We start from the raw sequence: 18725 nt of genomic DNA, 5'->3' as shown, positions 1-18725 counted from the left end.
GGTGTTTTATGGCAAAGACGACGCGGCTTGCGTCATGTAAAGGAGATCGATGATGCGCAATGCAGTATTAGCGACATTGGCGCTGACGGTGACGACAGTCGCCACCGTCGCGGGCAGTTCACCCGCGGCGGCGTATGACTATCCCTATTGCCTTCAGGGTCGGACCATCGGCATTCCTGGCGACTGCTCCTACAGCAGCTATGGTCAGTGCATGGCATCGGCGTCGGGTCGCGGGCTCTACTGCAACGTCAATCCGCGCTTCGCCTATGGACAGCAGCGGCGGATGCGGGTTTATCGGGATTATTGATCGCTCCTTGCAATCCTCCTGCATGATGGCCGGGCGAGAGCGCTGTTCGCGCTGAACGATCCGGCCATCCACGCCTCTGTTGCCACTCTCGACTTCGTGATGCAAACGCCGGCTTGACGGCGTTTCTTTTGTGCCTATACTAAACCATATGGTTAAGTATCAAGAAGAAATTCTCGATCGTACCTTTGCCGCGCTGTCCGATCCGACCAGGCGCGCGCTGCTGGCGCGACTCGGCGAGCGCGAAAGCCTGTCGATCAGCGAACTGGCGCAACCGTTTTCGATGTCGCTGCCTGCGATCATGAAGCATCTCGATGTGCTGTCGGATGCCGGGTTGATTGCGCGCGAAAAGACCGGCCGCACGGTCGCGTGCCGGTTGACTGCCCAGCCGATGGAGCAGGCGATGGACTGGCTTAACCGCTACCGGCGCTTCTGGTCCGACGCGCTCGACCGCCTTACCGCTTTTGTGGAGGAAGACCCATGGCCACCCAGTCAAGCCTTGCCAAGCACGATGCTATCAGCGACGCCGAACTCGCCGCGCGCCCCAGTCTCACGCTCACGCGCCGGTTCAACGCGGCGCCCGAAAAAGTCTACGCCGCGTGGGCCGACCCGCAAAAGCTAGTGCAATGGTTCGGGCCGGCGTCGGTTGAGGAGGGCTCGGTCAGGGCCGACATCGATCTGCGCGTCGGCGGCCAATACCGCATCAGCTTCAGCGCCAACGGCAGTTATAACGAGGTTGGCGGCGTCTATCGCGAGGTCGTTCCGAACCAGCGGCTGGTCTTTAGCTGGGCGTGGCACTCCACGCCGGAGCGGGAATCGCTGGTGACCATTTCGATCAAGCCGGAAGACGGCGGTTCGCTGCTGATCTTCAATCACGCGCAGTTCGTCGATGAGAAAGCGCGCGACAATCACCAGCGCGGATGGACGGAATTCCTCGGCAAGCTTGAAAGCTACCTGGTCTGAACAGAGGAGCTGCCCATGCAGCCGAACCCAATCGTCTCCCGCGAGGAATGGATCGCCGCCCGCAAGGCGCACCTTGCGCATGAGAAGGAATACACCAAGGCGCGCGAGCGCCTGAACGAGGAGCGCCGCGCGCTGCCATGGGTCAAGGTCGAGAAGGATTATGTGTTCGACGGGCCCAATGGCAAAATGTCGCTCGGCGACCTTTTCAAGGGACGCAGCCAGCTCGTGGTGCAGCATTTGATGTTCGCGCCCGACTGGAACGAGGCCTGCAAGAGCTGCTCGTTCTGGGCCGACGGGTTCGAGCGCATGATTCCGCATCTCGCCGCCCGCGATACCGCGATGGTCGGGATCTCGCGTGCGCCGCTGCAAAAGCTTGCCGCATTCAAGCAGCGCATGGGCTGGACGTTCGACTGGCTGTCGTCCGGCGACAACGCGTTCAACTATGATTTCGGTGTCTCATTCACGGCCGAGCAGCTCAAGTCAGGCGTCACGCTCTATAATTTCGGCACCACTCCCTTCGGAGGCGAGGAGGCGCCGGGCATCAGCGTATTTTATCGCGACGAGGCCGGGAACATCTTCCATACCTATTCCTGTTTTTCGCGCGGCCTCGACATGATGAACGCTGCCTACCACTATCTCGACCTCACCCCGCTCGGGCGCCACGAGGAAGGCCTGCCATATCCGATGGACTGGGTGCGGCTACGTGACCAATACCAACCGTCACAGGTTCAGGCATCTTGCTGTCATAGCTGAGCAAGCAGTTATTCCCGTCATTCCGGGATGGTCCGAAGGACCAGACCCGGAATCTCGAGATTCCGGGTTCGATGCTGCGCATCGCCCCGGAATGACGGGGCCATTTCTGCTCTTAAGAAAACAACGGAGAGCAATCCGCATGCCCTACGTCGACGGCTTCATCGTCCCGGTACCAAAGAAGAATCTCGAAGCCTACTCCCGCCTGTCGAAGAAGGCCGGCAAGATCTGGCGCGAATACGGCGCGCTGGATTATCGCGAATGGGTGGCCGAGGACGTCAAGGTCGGCAAGTTCACCTCGTTCCCGCGCAGCGTCAAGCTGAAGCCCGGCGAGACCGTCGTGTTCGCCTGGATCACCTACAAGTCGCGCGCCCAGCGCGACAAGATCAATGCCAAGGTGATGGCGGATCCGCGGCTCAGCGAGATGATGGATCCGAAAGCGAAGCCGCCGTTCGACGGCAAGCGGATGATCTTTGGCGGTTTCGAAAGCCTGGTGAAGGTTTAGGCGCGATTGGCCCGTGCATCGGCAAATGCACGGGTCACGGTGGAAAGCTGGGGCCAAGCCCGCCTGCTTCGTTCCCTTGTGATACAACTGTCAAACAAGGCCTTTAGGACATCCGGTATCGCACCTGCGGATACCGGATTGACATGGCCGAGATCGGGATTCGGGCTCTTCACAAGGCTTTTGACGGCGCCGACGTGCTGAAAGGCGTCGATCTCACGATCGAGAACGGTGAATTCATTTCGCTCGTCGGCCCGTCGGGATGCGGCAAATCCACGCTGCTGCGCATCATCGCCGGCCTCGAGCCGCAGTCCTCCGGCGAGATATGGATCGACGGAGCCAACGCTGACGGCGTCAGGCCGAGTGCGCGCAATCTGGCGATGGTGTTCCAGTCCTACGCGCTCTATCCGCATCTCAGCGTGTTCGACAATATCGCCGTCCCGCTCCGGATGAAGCGGCTGTCGGTGCTGGAGCGGATGCCGCTGATCGGCCGGCTGATGCCGAGCCTCCGCCGCGCCGAGCGCACTATTCGTGAGGATGTTGAGCGGGTCGCCGGGCAACTCGAGATTTCGTCGCTATTGAAGCGCAAGCCCGGGCAATTATCCGGCGGTCAGCGCCAGCGCGTCGCGGTCGGTCGCGCCATCGTGCGTCAACCTCGCGCATTTCTGTTCGACGAGCCGCTGTCAAATCTCGACGCCAAGCTTCGCGTGCATATGCGCGCGGAGATCGCCCAATTGCACCGCCAGCTCAAGACGACCTTCATCTACGTCACCCATGACCAGGCCGAAGCCATGACCATGTCGGGGCGGATTGCTGTCATGATCGGCGGCGAGCTCATTCAGGTGGGTGCGCCGGCTGCCATCTATGACGACCCGAGCGACATCCGTGTTGCCGAATTTATCGGCACGCCGAAGGTCAATGCGTTTCCAGCCCGCGTCCGCAGCGATGGCCGGCTGGAAGCGCTCGGACATGTCCTGCATGCGACTACGCCGTCGCCGGCCGGCGAATGTCGCGTTTGCGTCCGCCCGGAGCGGATTGAACTCGGAGCGTCCGGCCTCCTTTCCGGCACCGTCGTGCATCTGGAAAATCTGGGATCGGAAGCCTTCGTCCATATCGGCAGCGCGGGAATGAATGCGCCCGTGGTGGCTCGCGTCAACGATCCCAGCCAGTTGCCGGCGATCGGCGCAGCAACCTCCTATGGCTTTGCGCCGGAGGCGATTCGCGCTTTCGATGCCGGCGGCAAGCGCATCGCGACTTCGGTTCCGTCGCGCATCGAGCGGCCACGGGAGATGGCCATTGTCTGACGCCATCGCCACGCTGCAAGAGGTGGCGGCAGCGCCACGCATGCGTGTGCGGATATTTGCCAGGTCTCGCACGGCTGGGCGATCGAGAGCCGCCTACGCGCTGGCAGCGCCGGCCTTGATCCTGATGCTGATGATGCTGCTCGGACCGCTCGCCGGCGTCATCGCGCTCTCGCTTACGGACTACCAGCTCGGCGCGCCTTCGTTCTCCTGGATCGGGCTGTCGAACTATCAGGAGATGTTCGCCGACCGGGTGTTCTGGATTTCGCTGAAGAATACGCTGACCTATGTCGCCATCGTGGTGCCGGGTGCGGTAGCGCTCGGGCTCGGCGTCGCGCTCCTGATCCAGAGCGGTACCGGCCTGCGAAGCCTCTATCGCACTGTCTACTTCCTTCCGGTGATGGCAACGCTGATCGCGATGGCGATCGTCTGGGAATTCATGCTGCACCCGCAGTTCGGGCTGGTGAACGGGCTTCTGCGCGCCGCTGGACTGCAAGGCCATAGCTGGCTGCAGGACCGCGACACTGCGCTCTATTCGCTGTGTGTGATCGGCATCTGGCAAGCCACAGGTTTCAACATGGTGCTGTTCCTCGCCGGGTTGGTGTCGATCCCGAAGCACCTCTATGACGCGGCCGAGATCGACGGCGCCGAGAGCGCGTGGGCGCGCTTTCGGCTGGTGACGTGGCCGATGCTCGCCCCGGTCACCCTGTTCGTGGTCGCGATCTCCGCGATCCGTTCGTTCCAGGTGTTCGATACCGTGCAGGTGCTGACCAAAGGCGGCCCTTCGAAATCGTCCGAGGTGCTGATCTACACGATGTACACCGAAGGATTCGAGTTCTTCCGCTCCGGATATGGTGCTGCCGTCACGGTCGTGTTTCTCGGCTTCGTGCTGTCACTGACGCTGCTCAAATCCGTCCTCGGCAGACGGGAAGTGCACTACGCATGAGGGTGCTGGGCCGCATTCATCCCTGGTCCTTCGTCCGGCACGTCCTGCTGCTCGCAGGCGCGCTCGTCATGCTCACTCCTTTCATCTGGATGCTGTCGACCGCGTCAAAACCGCAAACCGAGATATTCTCTTCCGATCTGCATCTCATCCCCTACCACTTCGCGCTGTGGGACAATCTCAAGATCGCCTTTGCGAAGGCCGATCTGTGGCGCTACTTGCTCAACGGGCTGATCGTCACGATCTCGATCTTCGCCCTTCAGGTGCTGGTCGCTCTGCCGGCCGCCTATGCTTTCGCAAAGCTGCGCTTCCTCGGGCGCGACGTCCTGTTCGCGCTGGTCGTGTTCTGCATCCTCATTCCGCCGCAGGCGACCGCCATTCCGGTGTTTCTCCTGCTGCACAAACTGGGCGTGCTGGATAGCTACATAGCGCTGGTGCTGCCGTTCACGATCTCGGTATTCGGCATCTTCCTGATGCGCCAGTTCTTCAAGACCGTGCCCGACGACCTGATCGACGCGGCGCGGATGGACGGGATTTCCGAGTTCGGCATCGTCTGGCGCGTGATGCTGCCGACCGCGATTCCGGCGGTGACGGCGTTCGGCATCTTCTCGGTGGTCGCGCACTGGAACGACTATTTCTGGCCGCTGATCGTGCTGAACAGCGAGCACTTGCAGACGCCGCCGCTTGCGGTCGCGCACTTTCGCAACAATGAGGCCGGCACCAATTACGGCCCTCTGATGGCGGCAGCGATGGTCATCATCGCCCCGCTGGTCATCGCCTTCCTGTTCGCCCAGCGGCGCTTCATCGAAGGCATCACGCTCACCGGCATCAAGTAACCGAGTTTTTTCAAACCTCAGGAGACGTCAATGTTCAGAACATGGATTGCCGGAGCCGCCCTTTCGCTTGTCGCCGGTCTCGCGCATGCGCAGACCGAGGTCGTCGTTCAGTACCCCTATGCCGAATTGTTCGAGGGCACGCACAAGCGGATCATCGAGGAGTTCGCCAAGGTGCGGCCCGACATCAAGGTCACGCTGCGCGCGCCGTACGATTCCTATGAGGACGGCACCCAGAAGGTCCTGCGCGAGGCCGTGACCAACCAGATGCCCGACGTGACGTTCCAGGGCCTCAACCGCATCCGCGTGCTGGTCGACAAGAACATTCCGGCCGAACTCGACGGCTACATCGCGGCGGAAAAGGATTTCGACAAGCAGGGGTTCCACCAGGCGATGTTCGATATCGGCACGGCAAGCGGCAAGGTCTACGCGCTGCCGTTCGCGATTTCGCTGCCGGTCGTCTACGTCAACCTTGATCTGGCCAAGCAGGCAGGCGCCGATCCGGCCAACCTGCCGAAGACGTGGGACGGGCTGATCGATCTCGCCAGGAAGATCAAGGCGCTGGGCCCCGATATCAACGGCATCACCTACGCCTGGGATATCACCGGCAACTGGCTGTGGCAGGCGCCGGTATTCGCGCGCGGCGGCTCCATGCTGAACGCCGATGAAAACAAGGTGGCGTTCAACGGACCGGAAGGCCAGTTCGCTATTCAGATGCTGGCGCGCCTCGTCACCGAGGCCGGCATGCCCAACCTCGACCAGCCGGCGATGCGCGCGACCTTCGCCGCCGGCAAGACCGGCATTCACATCACCTCGACCTCCGATCTCAACAAGACCACGCAGATGATCGGCGGCAAGTTCGCGCTGAAGACCCACACTTTCCCCGACGTTGTGTCGCCCAACGGTCGTCTGCCGGCGGGCGGCAACGTCGTGCTGATCCTCGCCAAGGACAAGGCCAAGCGCGATGCGGCCTGGGAAGTCGTGAAATTCTGGACCGGCCCGAAGGGTGCGGCCATCATGGCGGAAACCACCGGCTACATGCCGCCGAACAAGGTCGCCAACGAGGTCTATCTGAAGGATTTCTACGTCAAGAATCCGAACAACTACACCGCGGTCAGCCAGCTCGCGCTGCTGACCAAATGGTACGCCTTCCCCGGCGACAACGGCCTCAAGATCACCGACGTGATCAAGGACCATCTCAACAGCATCGTCACCGGTGCCCGCGCCAAGGAGCCGGAGGCCGTGCTATCAGACATGACGGCCGACGTGCAGAAGCTGCTGCCCAAGACGGTCGGTTCGGTCCGCTGACATAGGCGACCTGACGGTCCATGGCCGCTGCTGTGCGCTTAGCTGCGCCGCAGCGGTCGCTAATAGGGAGGTCATAGTGCGATGAAATTCGTCATTCTCACCGATACCCATTTCGTTGCGCGCGGCCGCAAGCTTTACGGTCTCGACCCCGCGGAGCGGCTTGATGCCGCGGTCGATCGGATCAACCGCGATCATCCGGATATTTCCTTCGTGATCGTGACCGGCGATCTCGCCCATTGGGGCGAGGAAGTCGCCTACGAAAACCTTGCTTCGGTCCTCGCCCGCCTGAATGCGCCGACCATTCTCTTGATGGGTAATCACGACAAGCGCGATCCGTTCGGCCGCTATTTTCCGGGCGTCGCGCGCGACCCGTCCGGCTTCGTGCAGGGCGTCCAGACGTTCGATGCTGCAACAGTCGTCACGCTCGACACGTTGAATGAGGCTGCGCCGGACCACGCCGGATTGTTGTGCGAGGCGCGGCTCGCCTTTCTCGAACAGGCGCTTGCTTCAGCGCCGGCCGACCGTCCGCTGCTTCTCTTCCAGCACCATCCGCCGTTCGACACCGCGCTGCGCTACATGGACGGCATCAAGCTTGCCAATCCCGAGGACGAATGGGACGTGATCGTGCGCACGCGAAAGCCGAACTACCTGTTCATGGGGCATCTGCACCGGCCGATCTCCGGGATCTGGCGCGGCATTCCTTTTCACATCCAGCGCGCCTTGTCGCACCAGGTGGCGTTCGATCTTGAGACCGCGGATCACATTCCCGGCTCGCATGAGCTGCCAGACTATTCGCACGTGACCGTCGACGCCGGCCAGATCGTGATCCATCAATGCTCCTTCCTCTACGACGGACCGCTGTTCTCGTTACAGGACCGCGCCGCAATCGAGTGGATCGACCGATAGCGCCGGTCCCGCCTGGCTGGCGGATGCATACCGCATGTCTTTCAAGATCCGGCAACGCCGGCGCTAAGCTCCGCCGTCAGTTCGGGTGTGCCTGCGCCTCAAGCTGCCGGCTATACCGGGACATGGCAAAGCAGAAGACGAAGTAGATCAGCCCGACGAATATATAGACCTCGACACTGAAGGGCTGCCAGGCGGGGTCGATGATCGACGTCTTTGCCGTCGTCAGCAGGTCGAAGATGCCGATGATCAGCACCAGGCTGGTATCCTTGAAGAAGGCGATGAACGTGTTGACCAGCGGCGGGATGACGTGGCGGATGGCCTGCGGCAGGATGATCAGGCCGTTCTTCTTCCAGTAGGACAGGCCGAGCGCGTCGGCGGCATCGTGCTGGCCTCTCGGAATCGCCTGCAGGCCGCCGCGGATGACTTCGGCGAGATAGGCGCCGGCGTACAGCACGAACGCGATCTGGGCCCGAAGCAACTTATCGATGTTGACGCCGTCGGGCATGAACAGCGGAAACATCACGCTCGCCATGAACAACAGGCTGATCAGGGGAACGCCGCGGATCAGTTCGACGTAGAGCACGCAGAGCGACCGGATCGCGGGGAGCTTGGAGCGCCGGCCCAGCGCCACGACAATCCCGAGCGGGAAGCCGAAGGCGAGGCCGAAGGTGGCAAGGATCAGCGTTACCGGCAGGCCGCCCCAGCGGTCCTGCGACACGTAGGTCAGTCCGGCGATGCCGCCCCACATCAGCACGCCGATCAGGATCAGCGCGGCCGCCCACACCGCCACCAGTTCTTTCCGCCACCAGCGGCGCCGGCTCGACACGTAGAACAGCGCGATGAAGACCAGCGTCGCCAGTGCCGGCCGCCATTGCTCACTGAACGGATAGGTGCCGAACAGGATGAAGCGGTATTTTTCGGGAATCACGGCCCAGCAGGCGCCGAGCCCGCGGATCGATCGGCACGCGCCGGTCTGGTCGCTCGGCACACTCCAGATCGCATTCCAGTAGCCCCACTGCACGAGGCTGACGAAGGCCCTGGCGAGCAGCGCGATCAGGACTAGGGAAATGACGCTTGAGGTGATCGAAGCGAACAGGTTCGCGCGCAGCCATCGGATGACGTGATGGGCGGGGGTCTTGCGCGATCGCGCGCCGTTGAATGGAAGCGGACTTTCCGGCGCGTCCGTGATCGACGTCATGGGATCAGCGCTCCACCAGCGCGATGCGTGCATTGTACCAGTTCATGAAAAGACTGATGCCGAGACTGATCGTCAGGAACACCATCATGATCAGCGCGATGGCTTCGATGGCCTGGCCGGTCTGGTTCAGCGTCGTGTTCGCGATCGACACCACATCCTGATAGCCGACCGCGACAGCAAGCGAGGAATTCTTGGTGAGGTTCAGATACTGGCTGGTCATCGGCGGAATGATGACGCGCAGCGCCTGTGGCAGGACGATGCGTTGAAGCACGAAGCGCCGGCGCAGGCCGAGGGCAGCGGCCGCATCCCATTGTCCCCGGGGAATGGCCTGGATACCGCTGCGTACGATCTCGGCGATGAAGGCCGACGTATAGGTGACCAGCGCGATCAGCAGCGCGAAATATTCCGGCGCCAGCGTCAGCCCGCCGACGAAATTGAACCCACGCAGCTCTGGCATCGTGACGGTCCACGACGCGCCGAGGCTCCACGACACCAGCGCCGGCAGTCCGACGAGCAAGGCCAGCGCGTAAGGCCAGAGATGGCGCACCTTGCCGTCGGCCATTTGGCGCGCCAGCAGGTGCCGCCGCAGCAGATAGAGTGCGATCAGCCCGGCCACCACGGCTGCGATCACCCAAAGGTTTGCTTCCGCAATCGGAACTGATGGAAGCACCAGGCCCCGGTTGGAAAGAAAAACCCCCTCGATCGGCTTCCGTGCGGCGCGCGCCGCCGGGAGGCCCTGCATCAGCACGTACCAGAACAGCAGTTGCAGCAGCAGGGGAATGTCACGGAGCAGCTCGACATAGACCGCGGCAAGCCGCGACAGCAGCCAGTTCGACGACAGCCGCGCGATGCCGATCAGCGTGCCGATCACGGTCGCCAGCACGATGCCGATGACCGCGACACGGAGCGTGTTGACGATGCCCACGATGAAGGCGCGGACGTAGGGGTCCTTGGGGCTGTAGGCGAGCCAGGTGTCTGCGATCGGCATCCCGGCCTCGCGACCGAGAAAGGCGAAGCCGGTCGAAATCCGGCGTACCGACAGATTGTGAAGGGCGTTCGACCACAGCCAGCCAACGATCGCGACCGCGATGCCGACCACCAGGATTTGCCAGGCAAGGCCGATAAGCTGCTGGCGATTCAGCGAGAAGCGCTGCCGTCTGCGGCGTGGAAGGCCGGGCGTGGATGTCGTCACAGCACAAGGATCCTTCTGGCGACAGCGATCTTCGGCCATGCGCCTGGGAGGCGCATTTCAAATGTTGCACCAAAAATGGTTTTGTGCAACGTTTGTTTCATGGCGCAGCCCCAGCCGAAATCCTCGCCGCTCTCCGAATTATGCAGCGCCTTGCCGTCGCTGCCCTCGCGGCTGCAGCAGGTCGGCCGCTTCGTCGCCGCCAACGATTACGATGCTACGACGCGTTCGATGCGCGATCTGGCGGCCGAGGCCGGCGCCGATCCGGCCGCCTTCACCAGGCTGGCGAAAGCGCTGGGCTATTCGGGGTGGGATGAATTGCGGGCTGCGCTCACCGAAGCGCGACGGCCGGCGCAACCCTCTCCCTTCTCGGGCCGAACCAAAGGGCGGCGCGGAGGTCCCGACTCCGACATATCGCTGGTCGCTGCCAAGCTGGAGGCTGAGGCGGCCGGTCTGGCGCGTATTTCACCCGGCTCCGTGGCCAACGCGGCGAAGGCCCTGAACGCGGCGCGACGGATCTGGATCGCCGGCTTTCGTAGCTGCCGCAGCGTTGCGGAGCTGCTCAACTATCAGCTTCGGCTATTCCGCCCCGACGCGGTGCATCTGGTCGGCGGCTCCGGCCCCGAAGATCTGGATCTCGGTGCTTTCCACCGCGGCGACGCCGTAGTGGTCATCGGGTTTGCGCCCTATTCGAGGGCAAGCGTGCTGTCGGCGCGCGCCGCACATGATTCCGGCGCCACGATGATTGCGATTGCCGACACGCTCACGGCGCCGATGGCCGAAGGGGCTGATCATTTGCTGCTCTTTGAGGCGGCTTCGTCGCCGGGATTCTTCCCGAGCCTGACCGGCGCCGTCGCCATCGCGCAGTCGCTCGCGGCGGTCACCTTCACGCTGGGCGGCGCGGCCGCAAAGCGGCGCCTTGAGGAGACCGAAGGCCGGCTGGCTGCGATGTCGCAATATGTCGCCGAGAAAGGTTGACCGCCATGGGAGCCGGCAAGAGCCGCGTGCTGCACCGAAGCCTGCGTGAAACGCCGCCCAAGGCCGTCGGTGGCGACGGCGTGTGGCTGATTGCCGAGGATGGCCGGCGGATCTTGGACGCTTCCGGCGGCGCTGCCCTTTCCTGCCTCGGCCACCAGCATCCGCGCGTGCTCGAGGCGATGTCGCGGCAGGCCTCGCAACTCGCCTATGCCCATACCAGCTTCTTCACGTCGGAGGCGGCCGAAGCGCTGGCCGAAAAGCTCGTAGGCCATGAACCCGGCGGTCTGGCTTACGCCTATTTTGTCAGCGGGGGATCGGAAGCGATCGAGGCCAGCATCAAGCTGGCGCGACAATACTTCATCGAGATCGGCCAGCCGCAACGCCAGCGCTTCATCGCCCGTCGCCAGAGCTATCACGGCAACACGCTGGGTGCGCTGGCCGCCGGCGGAAATGCGTGGCGGCGCGAGCCCTATGCGCCGCTGCTGTCGGCGGCGTTCAGCCATGTGACACCCGCCTTCGCCTATCACGAAATGCGCGACCTCGAATCCGAGGCGGGTTTTGTCGCTCGCCTGGCGGCTGAACTGGAGGCGGAATTTCAGCGTCTGGGCCCGGACAATGTAGCGGCGTTCATTGCCGAGCCGGTGGTGGGCGCGACCGCAGGCTGCGTTCCTGCCCCGGAGGGATATTTCCGGGCCGTCCGCGACATCTGCGATCGGCACGGCGCACTCCTCATCCTCGATGAGGTGATGTGCGGCATGGGCCGGACCGGCACACGCCACGCCTGGGAGCAGGAAGGTATTGCGCCTGACATCCAGGCGATCGCTAAGGGGCTGGGCGGCGGCTACCAGCCGATCGGCGCCATGCTCGCCAGCGCATCCATCATCGATTCGATCCGGGACGGTTCGGGCGCGTTCCAGCACGGTCATACTTATATGGCGCACCCGATGGCCTGTGCGGCGGCGCTTGAGGTGCAGCGCGTGATCGACGACGAGCAATTGCTCGACAGGGTGAAGGATCTCGGCCGCCAGCTCGAGCGGCGGCTCACCGAGTGCTTCGGCAATCACCGGCATGTCGGCGATATCAGGGGCCGCGGCCTGTTTCAGGCCATCGAGCTCGTCGCCGATCGCGGCACCCGCGCGCCGTTCGATCCGTCGCTCAAGCTTCACCAGCGCATCAAGGCCATCGCCTTCGAAGGCGGCCTTGGCTGTTACCCCGCAGGCGGATGCGTGGACGGCCGCAGCGGCGACCACGTCCTGCTCGCACCGCCCTATATCGCGACGTCTGATGATATCGACATGATCGTCGACAGGCTTGGCCAGGCAGTCGACGCCGCGTTGAAGAGTGTGGGCCATTAGGAGGAGCAGAATGAAGAGGATCGTCATCGCTACAGGCTTGCTCGCCGCGTCATGCTGGAGCGCCCAGGCCGCAACGCTCGACACCGTCAAGCAGCGCGGCATGCTGGTGTGCGGCGTGAGCGCCGGCTTTGCCGGCTTCTCCACGCCGGACTCCCAGGGCAATTACAAGGGGCTCGATGTCGACTACTGCCGCGGGCTGGCGGCCGGCGTGCTGGGCGACGCCAGCAAGGTGCGCTATGTCGCGCTGACGGCGCAGAACCGCTTCACCGCGCTGCAATCCGGTGAGATCGACGTGCTCTACCGCAATTCCACCCAGACCTATCTGCGCGGCGTGACGCTGGGGCTGCGCCAGGGCCCGGTCAATTTCTATGACGGTCAGGGCTTTGTCGTGAGAGCCGACGCCGGGGTGAAGGACCTGAAGGGCCTGAACGGCGCCACCGTTTGCGTCGCGCAGGGCACAACCCATGAGGTCACGCTCGGCGATTACGGCCGCGCCAACGGGATCGAATGGAAGCCGCTGGTGTTCGATCGCATCGATACCATGTACCAGACATTCTTCGGTGGGCGCTGCGATGCCATGACCCAGGACGCTTCCGCGCTTGCGGGTGCGGTGACGACAGCGGCTTCGAACGCCGCGGATTACGTTGTCCTGCCGCAGGCCATCAGCAAGGAGCCGCTTGGGCCGTTCACCCGCAACGGTGACGACGTCTGGACCGACATCATCGCCTGGCTGCACTATGGCCTGATCGAGGCCGAAGAACTCGGCGTCACCGCCGCCAATGCCGACGAGATGGCAAAGTCCAGCAGCGTACCGGCCATCCAGCGGCTGCTAGGGACGTCCGGCGAGCTTGGATCGCGGCTCGGCCTCGGCAACAAATGGCTGCTGCAGGCGATCAAGGCCGGCGGAAATTACGGCGAGATTTTTGAGCGCAATGTCGGCAAGGCAAGCCCCTTGAAGCTCGATCGCGGTCTGAACGCGACCTGGGCCAAGGGCGGCCTGATGTACGCTCTGCCGTTTAAGTAAAAATTACGCTGCGGCACGTCGGGTTGACACTCGCCGCGCCGCAGCCAGACTGACGCGCATGCGCATTGCCCTGATCCACGCCCTGAAACACTCGATTGTGCCGATCGAAGCCTCGTTCGCCAGGCTTTGGCCGGAAGCCCGGCTGATGAACCTGCTCGACGACAGCCTTTCGGCCGATCTGGCGCGCGATGGCGGGCTTACCGATGCCATGACGGAGCGTTTCCTCCGGCTTGGACGCTATGCCGCCGGCACCGGTTCGGATGCGATCCTGTTCACCTGCTCGGCGTTCGGCCCCTGCATCGAGGCGGTTGCCCGGGCGCACGCGCCGATGCCGGTGCTCAAGCCCAATGAGGCGATGATCGAGCAAGCGACCGGCCGCGGCCGCAAGATCGGTCTGTTGTCGACGTTCCCGCCGACGCTGGCCTCGATGCCGCCGGAGTTTCCGCCGTCGATTGAGCTGGTGCCGAAATTGGCCGAGGGCGCGCTGGCCGCGCTCGATCGCGGCGACCGCGCCACCCACGATCGCCTGGTCGTCGAAGCGTCAAGGAGCTTGCGCGAGTGCGACCTGATCGCGCTCGCCCAGTACAGCATGGCGCCGGCGGCGGACGAGGTCGCCGAGGCGACGGGACGGCCGGTGCTCACCACGCCCGACAGCGCGGTGTTGAAGCTGAAGAAAATGCTGGGCGTTGCGCCGGGCTAGCCTTCTTTCTTCTTGGCCGGCTTTTTCGCCTGTTTTTGCGCCGCCGCTTCCTCGGCCGCGCTCCTGATCGCCCGCGCGTAGCTGTCGGCGGTGTTCTCCGCCGAGTTTTGCAGCCGCTTGGCCGCGGCCGCACCGAGCAGCATCGTGCTCTTGGCGATCAGCCGGAATTGGTCCCGGGTTTCCCGGTCCTTGGCCTTGGCGGCGCGAGCCATGATCTGGTCGCGCCGTTTCTTGACGGCGGCCATCAGGCTCTTGTTCTGCGCCTTTGCGATTTGCCGGATGACGAGGTCGAGATCGGCTTCAGCCATTATGGTCACTCTTACCGCGGCAAGCCGTCCGCACGGTGCGGCGATCTGGCGCGTCATGTTGGAAGGATAGGTGCGCCATTGTGTCGCCGCAGCGCCGTCATTTCAAGCGCCGATTCTCGCGATCGGACGTCGCGGGCCATCTGCGCAACCCGCCGATAACAGTCGATTAACGTTGTATTGCTACTGGTCATCAACCAACAGGATGACCAGCGGCATGCGTAACCTCTCAGTCTATCAACGATTTGCGATGATCATCGCGGCGCTGACGATCGTGCTGTTTGCCGTCTCTGCCCTGCAGATCCTGGTGTTGCGCGATACGGTGCTGGACGAGCGGCGCACCACGGTCCGCAATCTGGTCGAGGCCGCGACGAAGATGCTCGCCCACTATGACGGCGAGGCCAAGGCCGGCAGGATCGAGCCGGATAAGGCGCGCCAGATGGCCTTTGCTTCGATCAGTGCCATGCGCTGGGGCGAATATTCCGACTATATCGGCGTCTACGGCACGGGAAGCGCCGACGCCGGCGTCACTTACGTGCACGCCAATCCCAAATACATCAACGTCAACCGCTGGGAGTTCAAGGACAAGAGCGGCAAGCTGTTGATTCAGGACATCGTGCGAACGGCGCGCGCCGGCGGCGGCTTTGTCGAATATCTGTCGCCCCGGTCGGCCGGCGGTGCCGAACTGCGCAAGGTCTCCTATGTCGGGGCCTTTGGGGCGGGCGACAAGCTTCTGGCGCTTCAGGCGGGGGCCTATGTCGACGATATCGATGCCGTAGTCCTTCGCCGGATGATCTGGGCCGGGATTGCCGGCCTTGCTGGCCTTGCCATCGCAGCATTCGTGGCGTTCTGGCTTGGCCGCGGCATGGTCGTCCCGCTCAATAAAACCTGCTCGGCGATGGATGAACTGGCCAAGGGCAATCTTGCGGCCGAGATTCCGTTCATTGACCGGACCAACGAAATCGGCCGGATTGCGCGCAGCCTGCAGGTCTTTAGGGATCATTTGGTCGAGTCGACGCGGCTCCGCACCGAACAGGAAGCGATGAAGACGCGTTCGGCCGACGAGCGGCGGACGGATCTGTCCCGTATCGCCGACGAATTCGAGCGCAGCATCGGCGGGGTGATCCGGGGCACCGCCACCGCTGCCGACGAGCTGCAGAATTCCGCTTCGTCGATGTCCACGATCGCGGTGGGAACGACGGATCAGAGCGCGAAGGTCGCGGCCGCTGCCGAGCAGACGGCGTCGAACGTCCAGACCGTTGCGGCCTCGGCGGAGGAGCTGTCGTCCTCGATCCAGGAGATCGCGCGGCAGGTCACCCAGTCTTCGTCAATCGCCCAGAATGCGGTCGGGCAGGCCAACCGAACCGAGGCCATGGTCGGACGCTTGGTCGAGGCCTCGCAAAAAATCGGCGAGGTCATGGCGCTGATCCAGACCATCGCGGGACAGACCAACCTGCTGGCCCTGAACGCGACCATCGAGGCCGCCCGGGCCGGCGAGGCCGGCAGGGGTTTTGCCGTCGTGGCCAACGAGGTCAAGGCGCTGTCGTCGCAGACCGCCAAGGCTACCGACGAAATTACCAGCCAGATCCAGGAAATTCGCGATGCGACCGGCTCGACGGTCAACGCAATCCGCGAGATCGGCACGACCATCGGCCAGATGAACGAGATCACCGGCTCCATTGCGGCCGCTGTCGAGGAGCAGGGCGCTGCGACCAACGAGATTGCCCGCAGCGTGCAGCAGGCGGCACAAGGCGCTCAGGAGGTGATGCAGAACATCACGGGCGTACGCGAAGCGTCGAGCAAGGTCGACGCTGCCGCCACTCTCGTCTTGAACGCCGCAGCGCAGCTCACCTCGCAATCCGAGCAGCTCGAGACCGAAACCGGCAAATTCCTCGGCAACATCCGCGCTGCGTGACGGACGTTTCGCGGCTAGCTCGTCATGCCCGGCCTTGTGCCGGGCGTCCACGTCTTTACGGTCTCGCCGCGAACAAGACGTGGATGGCCGGGCATAGGCGGAGCGGAAGCGACGCCGTCCTTCAGACGGCTATGCCCGGCCATGACGGAAAATCGAGTCCCTTCGAAGAGCTGCTGGAAGCCGAGCAACCCGGCAGCTGTTTCGACCTCTGGCTTCAATTAAGCCGCGCGCCGATCCCCGTGAGAATGCGATAATCGGGCTTGGACTGGATGCCGTTGTGCTGGTTGATGATCGGCACGCCGACGGACACGAAGCCCGAGAAGCGATCGAAGCCTACGCGTACGCCGGGCGACAGATAGACCGTGGTGCCGCCCGAATTGGGATCCGGAATGCCGGCGATACGCTGCTTGTCGTGCCACTCGCCATTGAGCTCGAGAACGAGGTCGAGCGTGTAGGGCGTCTTCTTCATGTCGCTGTGGTCGTGGTTGGCATGATAGAGACAATGCTCCTGCAACTGGTTGCGCGGCTGCATACAATATTCGTGCAGCTCGACCTCTTTTGCCGAGCCGGTGGCGCCGACCAGGCGATACGACACCGCGGTGCCGAACAGGAAGCGGTCGCCGAGATTGGTGTTCTGCGTACCCGTGCTGATCAGGTAATAGAGGCCGCTCACGTCGAACGACCAGCGGCCTGTGCGCTTGGTGAAGGCGGCGCCGAACAGGCCGTCCCACGAACCCGAGCCCGGCTGAAATTCGGCCTGGAAAAGCTGGCCGGCGGCGTCACGCCGGTCGGTGCTGCCGGTCGGTGCCTTGAAGCCGAACAGCACGGCGGCCGACGTCCCCGTCTGCGCGTTGTTGTGGAAGCGGTATTGCCCCAGCATGGTCACGTCGCCGAACCCTGCCGAGTTGCCGCGCCTGTTGATGCCGTCGGGGCTCATCAGGCTGCTCATGTCGCTCGTATTCATCATACCCATATGGCCGCCGCTCAGCATGTCTTCTCCGGGTTCGCGGATATCCGAGCGGCGGACGCCACCGGCGCGAACGGCAACGGTGAAGTCGTTGGTGATGCCGTAGGCAACCGAAAGCGAGACGGCGTCGATCGAGCGGAGCGAATGCGCGTGCGTGCCGCGGCTCGCCGCGGCGAGCAGATCGGCGTCGCTGAGCTGGCCCAGCCGGATGAACTCATAGCGGACGGATGCGGCGATCAATCCTTCGGAAAGCGTATCGGCCGAAATGGTGTTGATGGGCCCGCCGCTACCGGTGTTGCCGCCGCCGCCGGGATGATGCGCTTCCGCAGGCAACACGAGAAAAAATATGATGGATGAAAAGACGCCGGCTACCGGCCTTGCAAGATACGCACACACATACGCCCCCATTACTGATCGCCCCGGCGATTAGCCATCGCAATCGGGCGCGAGATTGACTGGATCATGCGAGAAGCGCGGCCTGCTCGCGACCAAGGGAAAGCGAAAAAGCGAAGACGTCATCGCGGGCGCGGCATCCGTGTGGCTGTCGCGTGTTGAGCGAAAGGCGAAAGGGATGCAGCCCGGTTGCCGGTTGTGCTTCCGTTTTTCTCGCGTCGCATAGTGGCAGCCGCAATCACGTCCGGCAGTAGCCGCAATCACGGCGAGCACCAGCCGTAATCGCGTCTGAATGATTCTCTACACGCCTTATGGTCCAGCGCGCGTATCGGAGTAGGACAATTATGACCACCATCGTCAGAGATATCTTTGTGTTCGTTACAGCGGCCATTTTTGTCGCAGCGAGTGTGCTCATTGCGACCGGGGCCGGCGCGCACGAGTTCAAGGTCGGCGCCATCGACATCGGTCACCCCTGGTCGCGCCCGACCCCGAAAGACGCCAACATTGCAGGCGGCTATCTCACCATCACCAACAAGGGCAAGACTGCGGATCGCCTGATCGGAGGCGCCTCGCCCGCGGCGAGCCAGATCGAGGTGCACGAGGTGGTCGATGTGGACGGCATGACGAATACGCGCGCGCTCACCAACGGCATCGAGATCAAGCACGGCAAGACCGTAGAGCTCAAGCCCGGTGCGCTGCGTATCGTGCTGCTCGGCCTCAAGGAGCCCTTCCAGCTTGGCCAGAAGATTAAGGCCACGCTGGTGTTCGAGAAGGCCGGGCCTGTCGAGATCGTCTACAACGTCGAGGAAAATCCCGGAGCCGCAGTCAGCGGCGTCATGCAGCACAAGCACCATTAGGGCGCTTCACCTGCTCTGCCTGGAAAGGCTCTCC

20 protein-coding genes are annotated in these 18725 nt (G+C 63.3%); 16 read left to right on the top strand and 4 right to left on the bottom strand.

From position 1 onward, the window contains the following. Positions 1-52: 52 nt before the first annotated feature. The 10 genes from GWE18_RS26495 to GWE18_RS26450 all read left to right on the top strand — a co-directional run bounded on the left by GWE18_RS26495 (position 53) and on the right by GWE18_RS26450 (position 7810). The gene (locus GWE18_RS26495; RefSeq protein WP_275188633.1) at positions 53-307 is read left to right on the top strand and encodes a DUF3551 domain-containing protein; all 255 of its coding nucleotides are present in this window, start codon (positions 53-55) and stop codon (positions 305-307) included. A gap of 148 nt (positions 308-455) precedes the next feature. After that, on the top strand, positions 456-926 hold the full coding sequence (locus tag GWE18_RS26490) for a metalloregulator ArsR/SmtB family transcription factor (RefSeq protein ID WP_275188632.1): 471 nt from the start codon (positions 456-458) through the stop codon (positions 924-926). After that, positions 926-1267, top strand: coding sequence for an SRPBCC domain-containing protein (locus tag GWE18_RS26485; protein WP_275188631.1), 342 nt, complete (start codon positions 926-928; stop codon positions 1265-1267). Before GWE18_RS26490 ends, GWE18_RS26485 begins: the two co-directional genes overlap by 1 nt. Before the next feature lie 15 nt (positions 1268-1282). Then, the gene (locus GWE18_RS26480) at positions 1283-2020 is read left to right on the top strand and encodes a thioredoxin family protein (protein ID WP_275188630.1); all 738 of its coding nucleotides are present in this window, start codon (positions 1283-1285) and stop codon (positions 2018-2020) included. Positions 2021-2159: 139 nt separating this feature from the next. Continuing rightward, positions 2160-2522 (top strand): DUF1428 domain-containing protein, encoded by a 363-nt coding sequence (locus GWE18_RS26475; RefSeq protein ID WP_275188629.1) that lies wholly within the window; start codon positions 2160-2162, stop codon positions 2520-2522. Positions 2523-2665: 143 nt separating this feature from the next. Beyond that, positions 2666-3823, top strand: a complete 1158-nt coding sequence (locus GWE18_RS26470; protein ID WP_275188628.1) for an ABC transporter ATP-binding protein — start codon at positions 2666-2668, stop codon at positions 3821-3823. A 40-nt stretch (positions 3824-3863) separates the two neighbouring features. Then, a complete protein-coding gene (locus tag GWE18_RS26465; protein WP_342804299.1) occupies positions 3864-4766 on the top strand; it encodes a sugar ABC transporter permease in 903 nt (300 codons plus the stop codon). Continuing rightward, a complete protein-coding gene (locus GWE18_RS26460; protein WP_275188626.1) occupies positions 4763-5599 on the top strand; it encodes a carbohydrate ABC transporter permease in 837 nt (278 codons plus the stop codon). Before GWE18_RS26465 ends, GWE18_RS26460 begins: the two co-directional genes overlap by 4 nt. Before the next feature lie 30 nt (positions 5600-5629). Further along, on the top strand, positions 5630-6904 hold the full coding sequence (locus tag GWE18_RS26455) for an ABC transporter substrate-binding protein (RefSeq protein WP_275188625.1): 1275 nt from the start codon (positions 5630-5632) through the stop codon (positions 6902-6904). Positions 6905-6985: 81 nt separating this feature from the next. Next, positions 6986-7810 carry a phosphodiesterase gene (locus GWE18_RS26450; protein WP_275188624.1) on the top strand — a complete coding sequence of 275 codons (825 nt, stop codon included), beginning with the start codon at positions 6986-6988 and terminating at the stop codon, positions 7808-7810. A gap of 76 nt (positions 7811-7886) precedes the next feature. On the opposite strand, the gene GWE18_RS26445 is transcribed toward GWE18_RS26450, so the two are convergent. Both GWE18_RS26445 and GWE18_RS26440 read right to left on the bottom strand, forming a co-directional pair. Then, entirely contained in the window at positions 7887-9008 is a 1122-nt protein-coding gene (locus GWE18_RS26445) for an amino acid ABC transporter permease (RefSeq protein WP_275188623.1), read from the bottom strand. Positions 9009-9012: 4 nt separating this feature from the next. After that, positions 9013-10200 (bottom strand): ABC transporter permease subunit, encoded by a 1188-nt coding sequence (locus GWE18_RS26440; RefSeq protein ID WP_275188622.1) that lies wholly within the window; start codon positions 10198-10200, stop codon positions 9013-9015. Positions 10201-10299: 99 nt separating this feature from the next. Between GWE18_RS26440 and GWE18_RS26435 the strand changes: the two genes are divergently transcribed. From GWE18_RS26435 to GWE18_RS26420, 4 genes are read left to right on the top strand one after another with little or no spacing between them, the layout of a single operon-like run. Beyond that, the gene (locus tag GWE18_RS26435; RefSeq protein WP_275188621.1) at positions 10300-11175 is read left to right on the top strand and encodes a MurR/RpiR family transcriptional regulator; all 876 of its coding nucleotides are present in this window, start codon (positions 10300-10302) and stop codon (positions 11173-11175) included. 5 nt (positions 11176-11180) lie between these two features. Then, positions 11181-12530 carry an aspartate aminotransferase family protein gene (locus tag GWE18_RS26430; protein WP_275188663.1) on the top strand — a complete coding sequence of 450 codons (1350 nt, stop codon included), beginning with the start codon at positions 11181-11183 and terminating at the stop codon, positions 12528-12530. Between the two features lie 10 nt (positions 12531-12540). Then, positions 12541-13554, top strand: coding sequence for an amino acid ABC transporter substrate-binding protein (locus GWE18_RS26425; protein WP_275188620.1), 1014 nt, complete (start codon positions 12541-12543; stop codon positions 13552-13554). 58 nt (positions 13555-13612) lie between these two features. Next, entirely contained in the window at positions 13613-14254 is a 642-nt protein-coding gene (locus GWE18_RS26420; RefSeq protein WP_275188619.1) for an arylsulfatase, read from the top strand. On the opposite strand, the gene GWE18_RS26415 is transcribed toward GWE18_RS26420, so the two are convergent. Then, complete coding sequence (locus GWE18_RS26415; RefSeq protein ID WP_275188618.1) at positions 14251-14562, bottom strand: hypothetical protein; 312 nt, start codon at positions 14560-14562, stop codon at positions 14251-14253. The genes GWE18_RS26420 and GWE18_RS26415 overlap by 4 nt on opposite strands. A 214-nt stretch (positions 14563-14776) precedes the next feature. On the opposite strand from GWE18_RS26415, the gene GWE18_RS26410 reads away from it, so the two are divergent. After that, positions 14777-16474 (top strand): methyl-accepting chemotaxis protein, encoded by a 1698-nt coding sequence (locus GWE18_RS26410; RefSeq protein ID WP_275188617.1) that lies wholly within the window; start codon positions 14777-14779, stop codon positions 16472-16474. Between the two features lie 214 nt (positions 16475-16688). Here the strand turns inward: GWE18_RS26410 and GWE18_RS26405 are convergent, their stop codons facing one another. Beyond that, a complete protein-coding gene (locus GWE18_RS26405) occupies positions 16689-17837 on the bottom strand; it encodes a transporter (RefSeq protein ID WP_275188616.1) in 1149 nt (382 codons plus the stop codon). A gap of 341 nt (positions 17838-18178) precedes the next feature. Here GWE18_RS26405 and GWE18_RS26400 point away from each other — a divergent pair, with 341 nt between their 5' ends. Beyond that, positions 18179-18691, top strand: a complete 513-nt coding sequence (locus GWE18_RS26400; protein WP_275188615.1) for a copper chaperone PCu(A)C — start codon at positions 18179-18181, stop codon at positions 18689-18691. Positions 18692-18725: the final 34 nt, after the last annotated feature.

The organism is Bradyrhizobium sp. CSA112 (genome assembly GCF_029051645.1).
Classification (GTDB): Bacteria; Pseudomonadota; Alphaproteobacteria; order Rhizobiales; family Xanthobacteraceae; genus Bradyrhizobium.
The sequence above is the reverse complement of the archived record's forward strand: the minus strand, read 5'-3'. Positions and strand labels throughout refer to the sequence as shown.

Coding starts and splice junctions, on each gene's coding strand:
- GWE18_RS26495 (WP_275188633.1), top strand. CDS start 53: ATGCGCAATGCAGTATTAGCGACATTGGCGCTGACGGTGACGACAGTC.
- GWE18_RS26490 (WP_275188632.1), top strand. CDS start 456: ATGGTTAAGTATCAAGAAGAAATTCTCGATCGTACCTTTGCCGCGCTG.
- GWE18_RS26480 (WP_275188630.1), top strand. CDS start 1,283: ATGCAGCCGAACCCAATCGTCTCCCGCGAGGAATGGATCGCCGCCCGC.
- GWE18_RS26475 (WP_275188629.1), top strand. CDS start 2,160: ATGCCCTACGTCGACGGCTTCATCGTCCCGGTACCAAAGAAGAATCTC.
- GWE18_RS26470 (WP_275188628.1), top strand. CDS start 2,666: ATGGCCGAGATCGGGATTCGGGCTCTTCACAAGGCTTTTGACGGCGCC.
- GWE18_RS26465 (WP_342804299.1), top strand. CDS start 3,864: ATGCGTGTGCGGATATTTGCCAGGTCTCGCACGGCTGGGCGATCGAGA.
- GWE18_RS26460 (WP_275188626.1), top strand. CDS start 4,763: ATGAGGGTGCTGGGCCGCATTCATCCCTGGTCCTTCGTCCGGCACGTC.
- GWE18_RS26455 (WP_275188625.1), top strand. CDS start 5,630: ATGTTCAGAACATGGATTGCCGGAGCCGCCCTTTCGCTTGTCGCCGGT.
- GWE18_RS26450 (WP_275188624.1), top strand. CDS start 6,986: ATGAAATTCGTCATTCTCACCGATACCCATTTCGTTGCGCGCGGCCGC.
- GWE18_RS26445 (WP_275188623.1), bottom strand. CDS start 9,008: ATGACGTCGATCACGGACGCGCCGGAAAGTCCGCTTCCATTCAACGGC.
- GWE18_RS26435 (WP_275188621.1), top strand. CDS start 10,300: ATGGCGCAGCCCCAGCCGAAATCCTCGCCGCTCTCCGAATTATGCAGC.
- GWE18_RS26430 (WP_275188663.1), top strand. CDS start 11,181: ATGGGAGCCGGCAAGAGCCGCGTGCTGCACCGAAGCCTGCGTGAAACG.
- GWE18_RS26425 (WP_275188620.1), top strand. CDS start 12,541: ATGAAGAGGATCGTCATCGCTACAGGCTTGCTCGCCGCGTCATGCTGG.
- GWE18_RS26420 (WP_275188619.1), top strand. CDS start 13,613: ATGCGCATTGCCCTGATCCACGCCCTGAAACACTCGATTGTGCCGATC.
- GWE18_RS26415 (WP_275188618.1), bottom strand. CDS start 14,562: ATGGCTGAAGCCGATCTCGACCTCGTCATCCGGCAAATCGCAAAGGCG.
- GWE18_RS26410 (WP_275188617.1), top strand. CDS start 14,777: ATGCGTAACCTCTCAGTCTATCAACGATTTGCGATGATCATCGCGGCG.
- GWE18_RS26400 (WP_275188615.1), top strand. CDS start 18,179: ATGACCACCATCGTCAGAGATATCTTTGTGTTCGTTACAGCGGCCATT.